This is a genomic window from Pirellulales bacterium (assembly GCA_036490175.1).
Taxonomy (GTDB): domain Bacteria; phylum Planctomycetota; class Planctomycetia; order Pirellulales; family JACPPG01; genus JACPPG01.
Genome location: DASXEJ010000376.1, coordinates 13,223 through 27,401, shown reverse-complemented (window position 1 = coordinate 27,401; position 14,179 = coordinate 13,223). Strand labels below are relative to the sequence as shown.

Sequence of the window (14,179 nt, the reverse complement as noted above, 5' to 3'; positions counted from 1 at the left end):
CAGGTTGGCCAAAAGCCCCTGCAGGAACGGCGCGGGGTGGAACTGGTCTGGGGCGAACGCCGTGGTGAAGGTATGCCCGCCGAGTGTCAAAGGGATCTCGGTCACAATCGCACGGCTGACACTATACAAATCGAGTACCGGCACGCCATGCGCAAGGGCATACTGATCGGCCTGTGCGTTAGCCGTGGCAATCGCGGCACTTACCAGGGCGAGTTGCACCGGCGTGACGCCTGCCGAGGCCGCCAGGCTTTGCACTTCGGGGGTGACGGTCACATCCGGCATGTTGCCAAAAACTTGATGGACGCCGGGGTTGGCCGTGGCGACGGAATTGATCACGTTCTTGACGTTGTTGACGTATGTATTGATGAACGTCGTGGCACTACCGCCCTGGGCAATGCCGAGGGCGGCGGCCGTGGCGTCGTTGCCACCGATGATCAAGGTCGCATCGTCGATCTGGTGATTTTGTGCAAGCGTGACAACCGAGGCGAGTTGCCCGCTGACAACGGTGCTCGACGTTGCCCCGCCGACGGCTTTGTTTTGGAACGTGATGGCGCCGGTCGGAATGAGTTGCGCCACCCAGTTGGGCGAGCCGCCCGACACGCCGCTGCCGGCGCTGATGCTGTCCCCTAAGACCGCCATGCGAATGGGCGTTGCCGACGAAAGCTGTGGAGCGAGAAGAGCACACAGCGCTAGGAAAAACGGTCCATTTTGGACCGAACAAAGAGATTTGTTGGCGAGTCGATTCATTAGCGTCTTCTTCTTTGTTGCCGGCAAACCGCGCCACGTTGCGTCATCGGCACCAGCGCGATACTACGACCGCTTAGCGCAACTTGCAAGTACGCTACCGCCGGCGAGGGTCGCATCCATACACATGGGGGGCGAGCGGGCGCGGGCGACTCACGAAATGATGTGACGTTTGCGGCTCACGTAGTCCCAAACCACGTAACGGTCCAGATCTCGACCGGCCGTGAAAAAGACACGACCCTTGGTCGACTCGGCGAGCCGATAGGCAAACTGCACGTCTTCCCGCGATTGCGACCAGCTGGAGAGCAAGAAGATGTTGATCGTGATACCGTCCCGCTGGCACAGTTGCGCTTCGCGCATCGTGGCCTGCTCCGTCCGCTGGTCGGGCGGATAACGCAGGTGCAACTGTTGCCCCTCGAAGTGCGCCGTCGGCAATCCATCGGTAATCAGGATCACTTGCCGATTAGGTGTTTGCTGCAAAGCCAGGAACTTGCGCGACATGTGCAACGCGTGCTGGATGTTGGTGAAATGCTGCGGCACCTGCGCTTCGGTGATGTCGGGCTTACTCATGTCGACCCGGTAGTGCACGTAGGGATCAAAGATGGTCACCATCTTTGGCAGCAGCGTGGCGATCTCGCTGACGTGCCGGGGACGCGCGAAGGAATACATCTCGATGAACTGCAGAAAGTCGCCAGGAAACTCGCGGCGGATCAGACCGTCCAGCGCCAGACCCATGCGTTTCACGTTGACGTACAGTCCGCCATAGCGCATGGAACCGCTCATATCCATGAGCACCACGGTAGCGCACTTGGGCGTGTTGCGCGTGCGATGGATCTCGATATCCTCGGAGCGCAGTCGAATCGGCAGCGACGCGCCGGAGCGGATCATGGCATTGGTGAGCGTGGCCGGAATGTCCATCTGCGTGACCGAGTCGCCAAACTCGTAGGGCTTCGTATGCTGCAGCTCTACGGCCCCTTCGCCAACGATGGGTCCCTGATGTCGGCCGGTGCGCGAAGGGGCAAGGTCGCTGAATATCCGCTCGAGCAACTTTCCCTGAAATAGTCTGTACGCCTTGGGGGTGAGCTTGAAGCCGCGGCGTGTTTTCTCCAGGCCTTGCTGCTCGGCGATGTCGCGCAGATACTCCTGAATCTGTTGGTGCAGGGCATTGAGCTGCTCGATTTCGCCAGCATTGGCGAATTCCGAAAGCTGCTCCATGTCGATGACGCCGATCTGCGCCGTGCGGGCGGCCTCTTCCAACTGCTTAAGCAATTCGTCGATCTTTTCCAGCTCTTCCTTGACGGCCAGAGCCTGCGGAACGGTCAGCCGCTCGTGCCCGGTGAACTCGTATTTGCCGGCCATCTCGTCGATCTGATATTTGTCTCCCAGGCGTTCGGCCAAGCGGAGCAGGTCGTGCGCAAACTCGCCGCGCTCACCGCCGGCGGCATACCACAATTGCTCAAGCTCGCGCAACTGTTCGTCGCGAAACGCGCGATGGAACGCTTTGTGGAGAGCCTTGGGGGGCCGCAGTTGGAGTCCTTCCTCCTGATAGCGCTGGGCCGCTTCTAAACGAACCCGTTTGGTCTCGTACGTTTCCAGGATCTTTCGCTTTCGCGCGAGTAGCATCTCGCGCAACGCTTCCAGACTGGGCCCCAGGCCCGCGATCTGGCTGGGATCAAGGTGTACCGCCTGGGCTAATTCCTCTTCGCTCAGTTCGCGCATGCTGCCGAAAGTCAGCATGTGCTCGAAGGCCGTCGATACCATGTCCGGCGGCGGCTGCGTGGGACTGGGAAAATTCTTGGGGTCAAACTTCTGATAGGTATGAATGACGCCGCCGAGTGGCTTGGATGAGCCCATGAAGATGAATCGCCAGGGACCAAAAGGGACAGCATCGGGCAACGGTGGTCAGACTGCCAGGCTGATTTTTGCAAAACCAGCCTAGCAGATTGTTGTGCGCAATGGTGCCGGCGGCAAGCCGGTGCCTTCGCGGTTGCCAGTCTGATGCGGACAATGAATGCCCCAATTAGCGTACGGCAACACGCGTGGGGGGCTTATCGGCCGATCCCTCATGTCGTGCGGGCTTGCCAGCGACGAACATGGTGCAGCCGCCGTTGCCCGCAATGCGCAGGCGAAATTCCTGCAAAGATTCTTCAATACAGACGCCCACGCTCCGATCGCTCACCTTGGCGTCGGGCTCGATTTGCCACCATTTGCAGTTTTTGCATAGCCCCCAATCTTCATGATCGGTGGCAGACCCGCTTTGATGATTCCCGTTTCGATGTGGCATTTTTTCACTCCCTGACCATTGGAACTTTGCACGGAAGGGCACCATTGCGCTCCCTGCAAAGGATGCAGAGCAGGACGCGTGCCAAATACGAGGCCGGAGAACCGGACACTTAGAAATCGAGCGCCAAGAGCCTAAGAAAATCGATGGCACCGCTACGAGGGGTGCCTCGACGGGACCCGATCGTGCAACGGAAGTTCCGTTCCGTCACACACTGACTAGAACAATTCTGAGGCACTAGTCGCGGGTCGACCAGACGTGCAGATTTGCCTCGTTAGTTGCGGAGTCGACGATCAGGGCGGCCAACGCCGAGTTATCTTCGGAAAACTGAAGCAGAGCAACTTGCCCAGCGTGGCTCAGGAGCGACGCCAATTGCTGGCCCGAGGCCGTATGCCAAAGCGTGATATGACCGTCGAGTGTGGCAACCACCAACGTTCTGTTATCCGCGCTGAACGCCAAATGCGTGGGCGGCGAAGACAAACGCAACCTCTGGATGACGCTCCGCTCGGCAACATTCAACAATTGTATTGTGCCGTTCCCGCACCGAAGTGCCAACATGCTATCGTCAGGGGAGAAATGGATGCCCGAGACGCCTTTCTCAAGACACGGAAACTCCGTGCGCTTTCCGATATCAACGTCTACGAGACCAGGTTTGATATTGGCCCGAGCTAACAATCGACCGTCGCTGGACAAGGCCAGTCGAGTGGCAGCGGCATCGTAAGCTATTTGCGTCCCTTGCCCGTGTTGAAACGCAAACCGTTCGACGCCATCGGCCAAGTCTCGAACACGAACAAAACCGTCGTCCCCGGCTGTAGCAACCCGAAGTCCATTCGCGGAAAATACAACTTGCTTTGTAATAGGGCAAAGGGGGATGTTGAATTCGAACGGCTCGGCAACGTCCAGAGGAGAGGCTAATAGCGCGGTGTCCTTGTATCGCCAAGTAATGACTTGGCGACCATTCGGCGCGAAAAGAAATTCATGGCCGGTCCAGGGAGCGAGTTGCCGGCTGCGTACTTGCTCGCCGCTGCGGATATCGAAGTCCACGATCTGCATGTCACTCGCAAAGATTGATAGCCTCGCCAAGTCGGACGTCAGATGGACACGATATTGCGAGCCAAAGCCCGAACCTCGCAACCGGCAGCTCAACATAGGCACCGAGTCGCCGCGGGCTGTCAAATCCCACAGCCGCACGGTACCGTCGAAACTCGCTGACGCGAGCGTTCCGCCATTGGGCGCGAGTGCCAGGCTCTGTACACGTCCGGTGTGGCCAATAAGAGTGCGCGTCGAAAGCGCCGTCTGCTGATCGTTGCGACTGACGTTGGTATCCAAGCGTCCATCGGCAGTCAGGTTCCAGATCCGCACCAGGCCGCTCTCGTCGCAGGAAAACAGTTGTCGCGCATCATGGGAAAAAATGACTTTTTCAATAAAGCCAAATTGGCTCGTCAGAGTGGCCAGCAGTTCCTTGGACCGTACATCGCGGATTTCGCCGTCTTCGATTCGGTTCAGCGCATTGGTTGCCTGTAACCGGCCATCTGCCGACAACGCGATCGTCGTTGTGCCGCTTGGCTTTGTGCGTGAGAGAAGCTTCCAAGTTCCGATCTCGAAGAGACGAATCGAAGTCTTCGCCTGACCAACGACGAGCGTCTGGTCATCGGCGCTCCACACGACGGCATTGACCGCGCCGCAATCTCCGTCGCTCGGCAAAATGATGGGTTGGCACCGCTCGTCGAGCGACCATATATAGGTCAATCCCTTGGTGTCTCCACTGGCGATCAGCCGGCCATCCGGGGAAAATGCGACGCACAGAACGTCTCCGCCATGCGCCGACAGTGTCGCCATCTGATTCCAAGTCGACGTATCCCAAAGCTTGAGGGTGTCGTCGCAGCTCGCACTGACCAAGAACCGGCCATCCGGAGAGAACGACAAATCGTTTGTGCAGCTTTCGTGCGCTTGAATGGTCCGCAACAGTTGTCCGCTGACAGCGTCCCAGAAACGAATTGTGCCATCGGCGCCGCCGGATAATACTGCGCGGCCGTCAGGAGAAAACTTCACGGCATAAACTTCTCCCACGTGCCCACGAAGCTGCCGTTCGCCATGCACCATATGCCTCAAATAGCGCAAGGAGAACTCTTGCAAATTTGCCCCGGGTGCCCCGGGGTCGTAATCGCCAAGTAGTTCCTGGACGTTGCGTAGGTCCCCCTGAGCCAGAGCCAGGTAGGCCTGATGCATGCGCGCGCCGTAGACGAATTGATTTGTTGTTTGCTGCTGTCGAATCACTTCTTGGCGGCTTTTCTCAGCCAGGTCAAGATTCACTTCCGCTTGCTGCCGATGGCGGTCTGCGTCGGCCCGATGCTCGTCAGCCTCGACACGACGTGTCTCGCTGTCGGCCAGTGCCCTTCCAAGTCGCACGGTATACAGCGACGAACCGGCGACTATCGTGGCTGCCGCCAGCGTGCTGACGGCGACCAGGGCGGCAACGGCGGGCCGGCGGCGCGCCCATTTGGCCAGCCGTTGCGGTACGGTTAGCGGCCGAGCAAGCGTGGGGCGCCCCCCGAGGAAACGACGCAAGTCAGCGGCCAATGCGGCACACGACGGATAGCGCGATTCAATCTTCCGCTCCATGCACTTGCGACAAATCGCCTCGAGATCGGCCGGCACGTCGCGGCGCAATCGTCGCAGTGGCACGGCCTCTTCGAAGAGCACCTTGTGCAGAGTCTCGATTTCCGTCCCGCCACGAAAGGCCGCCAAACCTGTGAGCAACTCGTGCAAGATTGTACCCAGCGCATAAACGTCGGTCGTGGCGCCGATGTCGGCGAGCCGTCCTTCGGCCTGCTCCGGCGACATGTACGCGGGCGTTCCCAACACGCTGCCCGTTTGAGTCCGTGTGCCTTCGTCAGAATCGGCGGCAAACTTCGCCAGCCCAAAATCTGTAACCTTGGGAACAAAATTCAGGCGACCCTCGTTGGCGGACGCTGCCGCAGACTCGCCGCGAACCGAGGGTTCCAAGAGCACGTTGCTTGGCTTCAAATCGCGGTGCAGAATGTTCTGCTCGTGCGCGTATTGCAGTGCGAGAGCCAGTTGCTCGATGACGCGCGCGGCCAGCTGCGGGGAGACGGGCGTGCCGCGCGTGGCGATCCATTCGGCCAATGTTGGACCGGGACAGTAGGCCGAGGCGATGTAGCAGACAGGTCCGATCTCGCCCACTTCATAGACCGAGACGAGGTTTGGATGTGTCAGCCTCGCAGCAGTCTGGGCTTCGCGCACGAAACGCCGCCGCATGGAGGCCGACAGCAGATTCTCTGGCCGCGGCACTTTCAGCGCCACATGCCGCTTCAGGATCGGGTCGTGCGCCAGTAGGACAACGCCGTGTCCGCCACGCCCCAACTCGCGCAGGATCACGAAGCGCCCGAGCTGCGGGGGCAGCGCTCCGTCCTCGGGCAACGTATGCCAAAGTGCATCGACGCCAAGCAGCGGCGGTTCGTTGACAACAGGCGGTGCCGGGGGCCGCGCGTCATCGGATGGATTGAGTGCCGCCAACAGCTCCAAGAGCCGCTGACCACGCAACAGTTGATCGGCCATCCCGGGCTGCAACTCCGCCGGAGCCGACGTAGAGCCAACCGGTGAAACGCCCGCGACGAGCGCTTCGTCGTAGGCAATCAGCATGTCGAGCAGTCGTTCTTCTTCCGGCGTAAGATCGCCCGGAGGATCTGCATGATTCATCGGTATCCATCGCCCCCCGGCGCGATAGAAGGTATCGACTACTCTGAATGCCAGACGCCGAACCGCCGTTTTTGAGCGCCATTGCGCCCATCACCCAACCGCATTGCCCATAGTAACAACGGGGGGTTCCCAAAAGCAAGCAGTTGGGGAAAAAGTTGGCCAGAGCGGCGCACGGAACACGTAGGGTGGCAGGGGGCGTCCACCCCAGAGGGAACGCGGCTGGATTCGCACACCGCCACTCTGTCCTAGGGCGAAGGACGTTTCCCAGGGCGGCACAAGATATCAGTGAGCGGCTGGGGTCGGCCCTGTTTCGGCTGCGGCGGCTCGATTCGTTTCCTGATAGAAGCGCGTGAGCCGCGCCTGGGCGTCCAGGGTGAGAGGGTGCCCATCTCCGCGCGAGACGCGGAGATTCTTCACTCCGGCCAATAGATACTTCTCGGCCTCTGCGGACTGATCATGAGCGGCGAGCCAACTTCCCATGAGGCTATCTGCAAGGCCTTGGAAATAGCTTCCCGGGATCGTTTTGCCATGTGCGAAACCGTGAGCCATTTGCAGCAGCGGCTCGGCCTCGTCGAGCCTTTGTTGGTGGATAAGCATCTGCACGCGGGTCAGATGGCGCATCACGCGGTGTGGGTGCGATGCGGTCAATGACGCCGTCCAGCCACGAGACGGTTCGTATAACAGCTGATCGACCTGGTTATCGTCAGGGCGCAGAGTCTGAATGACTCCGGCCATGCCGACCTCGATGGCATCGCGGGTCTCGAAGGCGATATTATCCATCGTCAGGCATTCGCGACCGATGCGTTCTTGCTCTTCGAGATTACCACGCAACCCTGCGAGCACCCCTTGCAACCAACGATACAGGGCGCGTTCGGAAATGGCGAAGGATTCGGGCGAGGGCAGATCCTTGGACGCTTCACGAACTTCGTTCAGGAGTGCTGCGGCGTCATCCAGGTGTCCCTGATTCAGCCGGAAGGCGACAATTCTGAGCTTGCCGCGCAGAGCGTCCGCCAGGGACGCATTCTCGACTCGCGCCTTGATATTCGCACGCCTCTCGATGAACGACACAGCCTCGTCAGTCTTCCCCTGCGATTCAATAATATCGGCGCCCTTGAGCAGCAGTTCGGACAACTGGGGGTGCCCCTGCGGAAACACTCGGAATCCTATCTCGAGCGCCGCGCGCCCCACGACTTCGGCGTCGGCGACCCGCCCCTGATCGAGGAGCATCCCCGCCAGCTCGCGCATGACCAGTACTTTGGCGGGATGACTTTCGCCCAGGACTTCTCCGATGGTGCGCAGACTGGCGCGATACGCTGCTTCGGCGTCCGCGATGCGATTCTGACCTCGGCTGTGTGCCGCCCGCTGGTATTCCAGCAGCCCTCGTCCGAGCGCCTGCCCCCCTTCTTGCTGCATGACGACACCCGCCGAGGCGATGGCCATGCGCTGCGCTTCGTCGTTCCGGTCCATGAAATACAAATACAACGTGTATACAGACAAGGTCAGCCCGACGTCGCGATGGTTGTTGCCGAGTTGGCGGCGCTGCACCTCGAGCGTGTGGCGAATGAGTTGTTCGCACTCGACCTTCCGCGCGGCGTCTCGTTCGTCGCCAAAACGATCGGTCTCGAACAGAGCCCAGGCGAGGGCAAATTCCACTTCGGCGGCATTAATATGATCTGGGCCGAATATAGTCCGACGCAGTTCCAGCGCCTGGCGAAGATACTGCTCAGCCTCGCCGTAGTCTCCCTTCCAGCGCAGCAGTACACCCATGTTGAGCAGGCTGGAAGCCAACTCCATTTGCTGGTCTGGATTCTGGCAGCGCATCGTGTACGCTTCGCGCAAAAGTGGTTCGGCGCGTTCCATCTCTCCCAGGTTGCTGTAAACCTTGCCCAGCGTATCGAGTAGCTTGGCGCGTGCCTGCGGTTGGTCCTTGAAGGCCGTTCGCGCCCGTTGCGCACTGCGATCGAGCAAATCGCGCAGGGTTAATTGTCGACCGATTTCGTCCCCCAAGCGAAAACCGAGCCGCCCCGTGCCGATCGGATCGGCCGCTAGAAATACTTCGGCAAGGTAATCCGAGATTTGCGACGAGGTCGCAGACTCGGCTTCGGCAGCCTCGCGAGCGATGTCGGCCTGCTGTTCGGCAAGTTTGGCGAGGGCAAAGGACTCTTGTTCTGCCGACAGGGCACGATTGGCTTCCTCGCGCGCGGCATGCTCCCGTAACGCGATACGTTCGGCTTCGTCGCGCGCGCGACCGATACGCACCGCCGCCACAGTGGCGATCGTCGTGATGCCGAGCAACAGGGCCATCACGGTCGCGAGTAGCGCAGCCACGCTACGATTGCGACTCGTCCAGCGTGTGGCGCGCTGCAGACCCGTCAATGGTCGGGCGTCGGTAGGCATCGACGCCAGAAACTTGTGTAGGTCGGTCGCCAGGGCAGCACATGACGCGTAGCGCGCCGCGGGCTTTTTCTCCAGGCATTTGAAGCAAATCGCTTCCAGATCCGGCGGCACGTCGCGACGCAGCTTGCGCAGCGACATTGGTTCCTCGACCAGCACCTTGCGCAGCGTGTCGAGATCGGTCGCGCCACGGAACACCGCTTTGCGCGACAATAATTCGTACAGCATCGCGCCAAGTGAATAGACATCCGTCGCGGGCCCTACTTCCGACAGCCGGCCTTCGGCTTGCTCGGGCGACATGTAGGCGGGCGTACCCAGCGGACGACCCTGTCGCGTCGACGTTCCGTCGGAGTCCTCTTCGCTGAGCTTGGCCAGTCCGAAGTCTGCTACTTTCGGCACGTAGTCCCAGAGGGCCTTGTGTACAGCCACAACATCCGTTTCGCACTCGTCCCTCAACTGAGGTTCCAAAAGCACGTTGCTCGGCTTCAGATCGCGATGCAGAATGTTCTGCTCGTGGGCATAGGAAATCGCCTGGGCGAGCTGCTCTATGATGCGGGCGGCAAGTTGCGGCGCGATCGCGTCTGTCTGCAGTTGCATCCACGCTGCCAGCGTCGGGCCGGCACAATATGCCGACGCGATATAGCAAATCGGGCCGATCTCGCCGACTTCGTACACCGAAACGAGGTTAGGGTGTGTCAGCCTTGCGGCAGCCTGTGCTTCGCGTAAGAAACGCCGTCGCAAGGAGCGCGACAACAGCGCTTCGGGACGCGGTAGCTTCAGGGCCACATGCCGCTTCAAGATTGGATCGTGGGCTAACAGCACCAGCCCGTGGCCACCTCTCCCCAATTCCCGCAGGATGAGGAAGCGCCCCAACCGTTGCGGCATGTCGACGTCGTCATGTCGCACCATTCGCAAGACGGTCTCAAAGTCGCCCACCCAAGACGCCACGTCGCTTGGCGGCGCCGCGCCTTCGCACAAGGGCGGCTGGTCCGCCGCCATAAGTTCTCGAATCGCCGCCAAAAGTTCCAGCACGCGTTGACCGCTCTCGAACAACTCCGCCATCTCTGGGTCAAGGTCCGGGGGGGTCGGCGTCGCTCCGGCCAGACACGTCCCCTCTTCCAAGGCCTCGTCGTACTCGACGAGTAGCTCGAGTAGACGCTCCTCTTCCGGGGTCAGCGCGCGAAAATCATCATTCATCATCGGGCGCCCCCCCCGTAACACTGCTGCAGACAGGCGATTGCCCGAAACCACAGCTTGCGTGTCGCGTCGGGAGATCTTCCGATCTCATGCGCGATCTCGACGAAAGACCGATGCTCCAGATTCCGCAAGACGATCACCCGCTGATAATGTGCAGGCAGGCTGGCCAGCGCACGTTCGAAGCTGGCTTGTGCCTCGGCGCGAATGGCAATGCCGCTGGGAGATTCGACTTTGGCGTATGGTTCGACCTGTGCCGAAATTTCGCGAGCGGTCTCGCGCGAGACATCTCGCTTGCGCGTCTGACGGTAGTGCCGATTGAGATCCGCCAGTCGTAAGATAAGGATCGCCCGCAGCCAGCGCAACAGCTGCTCGGGTTCATGCCCCTCGAAGCGAACGAAATTGCGCTGCGCCGCCAGTAACGTCTCTTGTACTAAGTCCGAGGCTCCGACCTTGGCGCGTAAATCGCAGGGGATCTCCTTCTCGGCAACTAGCAGCAAGTAGTCACGACAGGTCGTCAACAGATCGCCAAGGGACTGCTGGCAACCCTGACGGGCTGCCACCATCCAGTCATCGACGTTGCGGCCGAATTCGGGAGAGTCTTTTGGGTCAACAGACATGCGCCTGACCCCGCGATGTAGGAAAATGACGAGGGGAGTCAGTATCGGCCGCAGACTCCGGAAAAGCAAGGTCGCCGCGCAAAGCGATCGGTTTTGCCCGACGCTCCGACTGTGTAACCTTGAAGTGATTCGCCGCCAAATCTGCCAGCTGTAGGAAGATGGGCAGTACTTCACGTCGTGAGTCGTCAGGGGACGATTTTTCGACAAAATAGCCACTTACAATATCAGGATTCAGCGGGAGCGAACATCGAATTCCCCTGAATGCCGTTTGCACGCCCAGAGCTGGCCTCGGTCAACGGGCCCCCGATTGTATGGCCTGCAACCCCTTTAGGCCGACCGCGATCGCGTGGCGGCAAACGCGTTCCAGGCGGGATCGTGCGCTTCATTTATCGCATGCCGGGCTGATAGGGCAAGTCTACGACAACGCGCGTCCCATAGCCCGGGGTGCTCTCAATTTGGCACATGCCGCCGACAATTCGGGCACGCTCGGTCATCCCGCGAAGACCGTAAGTTCCTTTCAAACGCTTGGCGGCGGCAAAGCCCACGCCCCAGTCCCGAACTTCGAGATGCACACGGCCTCCGCGGCGCCCGAGTTCAACACGAACACTTTTGCTCTGGCTATGCTTGCCGATGTTCGTCAAGGCCTCTTGAGTGATGCGGTAAATGGCCTCTTCGATCCTAGGATCCATCCTTTCGATGGCCTCGTCCTTGATGAATTCGACGCGCACATGGGCCCGATCTTCTTCGTGAATGAGATGCTCCAAGGCTGCCACTACGCCCAGACCGTCGAGAACGGGTGTCCGAATGCCATTCATGATGCGGCGGCCTTCGGCCACCGCGCGGCGCAGGTTCCCGACGAGACTGTTGATCGAATCGGCAGCCGGCTTGAACGTCTCTTGAAAACGCATCGATTCCAATTGCATCAAGGCACCGGCGGCATACTGAATCAGGCCGTCGTGAATTTCGTAAGCGATGATCTGTCGCTCGTGATCCTGCAATTCCAGTGTCTGACGGAGAAGAGTCCGCTCGGCTTCGACGGCATCGATCGCCTTGCGGCGCTCGGTAATATCAATGGAAATTCCGCCCACGCCGGTGATCGCCGCGGTGGCATCCTTAATGGGGAACTTGACCGTGACAAATAGTCTTTGGTCCTCACCGTCGGGGACAGGATCTTCGAACTCGATGGGCGCGCCGGTGTCGATAACCTGACGTTCGAGCGTGGCAAACCGTTCGGCAATGCCCTGTGACATATGATCCGATTTGGTCATGGAGAGCAGATCGAAATTGGTGCGACCAACGATGTCGTCATTGCGCACGCCGTACGTTTCCTCCCAGACACGATTGACCAAAACATAGCGCCCCTGGAGGTCTTTGAGCGAAATAACCGCGGGCGTGTTGTCCAGAACAGACCGCAAGCGTGCCTCGTCGGCGCGGATGACGTCTTCCACGGCCTTGCGGTCGGTTAGATCGACGATGGTGCCGACAAACTCCGTCACCGTGCCCGCATCGTCCTGCAAAGCAATCGCCGAGGCGGCGACCCAACGTGTGCCGGTGTGTTGATTCAGGAAACGGAATTCCGAGGCTTGGTTAAGACTGTTACGCGCCGCGTCTTTCCATTCCATGACGACGCGCTGCCGATCTTCGGGATGGAGAAATCTCGCCCAGCCATCCCCCATGGACTGTTCGGCATCGACCCCCACGATGGCGCACCAGGCTTCATTTACAAACAGGCACCGTCCTTGGTCGTCGGTGTGAAAAATACCGACTGGCGCATGCGTCGCCAGCTTGCGATATCGTTCCTCGGCCTGCCGCAATGCTTGTTCGGCCTTCTTGCGCTCGGTGGTCTCCATCAGCGTGCCGATGAACCGAATCGCGTGACGACTCTCGTTTTCACCCGCGAAGAATGCCTGCCCCTTGACAACAAACCATCGAATCGCCGCGTCGGGCAAGAGCAAACGGCATTCGATCTCGTAGCGCCCGTTTCCGTCGGGATCCATCGCCCTTTGCACGGCCTCGTTCGCCATTGCGCGATCATCCGGGTGAATCCGGTCCAGGTAGGATACATCGCTGACGTCGGCGTCAGGTGCCAGGCCGAACATGATTTTTGCGCGTTCTGACCAGTTGCGTTCGCCGGTTACGGGGTTGAAGTCCCAAGTCCCAATGTCGGCCGAGTCCACGGCCATCCGCATCCGCTCTTCGCGCTCGCGCACCGCCTGCTCGGCCTCCGCGCGACGATTGATTTCGACGGCTAATTGCTGTCGGTGCGTCCTCTCGGCAGCGACAGCCTTGCGCCGCTCGGTCACTTCGCGCGCGAGCTGTCGCTGCCTGCGAACCATCCGCCGCTGCGCCGTGTGCAATGCGGCGAGCAGCCAACTAACCAGCGCGCCGATGACGATAAAGATGAGAAATCGGGAAACGTAGGATGTCGGAATGTCGCGGATCCCCTCTCGCACGATCATTTGGTAGGCGACAACGGCTGCGCTGAACAGGGTGGCGCACAATCCGGACCATAGCCCCGCAATCCAGGTTGCCGACACGACGGCGACCAGGAACGGCAGAAACGGCGCCCTGAGATCCAGGATTTGCACGAAAACGAAGTGCCGCAGCGGCACGATCAGGGCAGTGGTAGCCAGAGCAACGAGGACAACTCGACAGAAAGACCTGAACTGATGCATAGGTCAACTGTGATGGGAAAAGACGAGGCGGCGCCGCTAGAAAGGATTGTAGTTCGCCGCAGGCGGTTTTTCACTAACCGCGCTTGCGGGAGCCTATCGTGACCGGAATCGGCTCGACGCGCCTGAGCAGCAATTCCACAGAAAAACCTCGAGGCAGTTGCGGCCGAATTCAACTCGCGACGTGCTGAATTGCAGTGCCAAGTGCCTCGTGAGGCGCATAAAGTGGCCGCCAAACGAGGCAAGCCCCCCTTGGCGGCCTTGGCTGACAGAGGTCGCAACCCCCAGAAGCCATCATCACTGTTTGCTTCGCCGCAACCAATCCGTTCCTGACATCCCGATGCCGACGCATACAACGACGTCGACCGCTTCGTAGGGTAGCTGGGCCTCGCTCGCCGCGCAATGAGAAATGACCTGTCAGGGGACGTGGCATAGTGGCGAAACCATGACAGGGAACTGGTATCTGTTCCTCGTACGCATAACCGGTCGATGAGCACCCCAGGCTGCGGCCTTGATCGTACGAGGCTTGCCGGCGGAACTCGCCCTGCCAGCTG

General features: G+C 60.1%; 7 protein-coding genes. All 7 read right to left on the bottom strand.

The annotated features are described in order from the left end of the window. Positions 1-747 (bottom strand): GDSL-type esterase/lipase family protein (locus tag VGG64_28690; GenBank protein HEY1603613.1); only part of this gene is annotated, 747 nt, incomplete at its 3' end. Positions 748-897: 150 nt separating this feature from the next. Beyond that, positions 898-2,598, bottom strand: coding sequence for a hypothetical protein (locus tag VGG64_28685; GenBank protein ID HEY1603612.1), 1,701 nt, complete (start codon positions 2,596-2,598; stop codon positions 898-900). A 166-nt stretch (positions 2,599-2,764) separates the two neighbouring features. Then, positions 2,765-3,028: a hypothetical protein gene (locus VGG64_28680; protein HEY1603611.1), complete on the bottom strand. Its 264-nt coding sequence runs from the start codon at positions 3,026-3,028 to the stop codon at positions 2,765-2,767. A gap of 234 nt (positions 3,029-3,262) precedes the next feature. Further along, the gene (locus tag VGG64_28675; protein ID HEY1603610.1) at positions 3,263-6,745 is read right to left on the bottom strand and encodes a protein kinase; all 3,483 of its coding nucleotides are present in this window, start codon (positions 6,743-6,745) and stop codon (positions 3,263-3,265) included. A 282-nt stretch (positions 6,746-7,027) separates the two neighbouring features. After that, on the bottom strand, positions 7,028-10,336 hold the full coding sequence (locus VGG64_28670) for a serine/threonine-protein kinase (GenBank protein HEY1603609.1): 3,309 nt from the start codon (positions 10,334-10,336) through the stop codon (positions 7,028-7,030). Continuing rightward, entirely contained in the window at positions 10,336-10,953 is a 618-nt protein-coding gene (locus VGG64_28665; protein ID HEY1603608.1) for a sigma-70 family RNA polymerase sigma factor, read from the bottom strand. Before VGG64_28665 ends, VGG64_28670 begins: the two co-directional genes overlap by 1 nt. 386 nt (positions 10,954-11,339) lie before the next feature. After that, entirely contained in the window at positions 11,340-13,628 is a 2,289-nt protein-coding gene (locus tag VGG64_28660; protein HEY1603607.1) for a PAS domain S-box protein, read from the bottom strand. Positions 13,629-14,179: the final 551 nt, after the last annotated feature.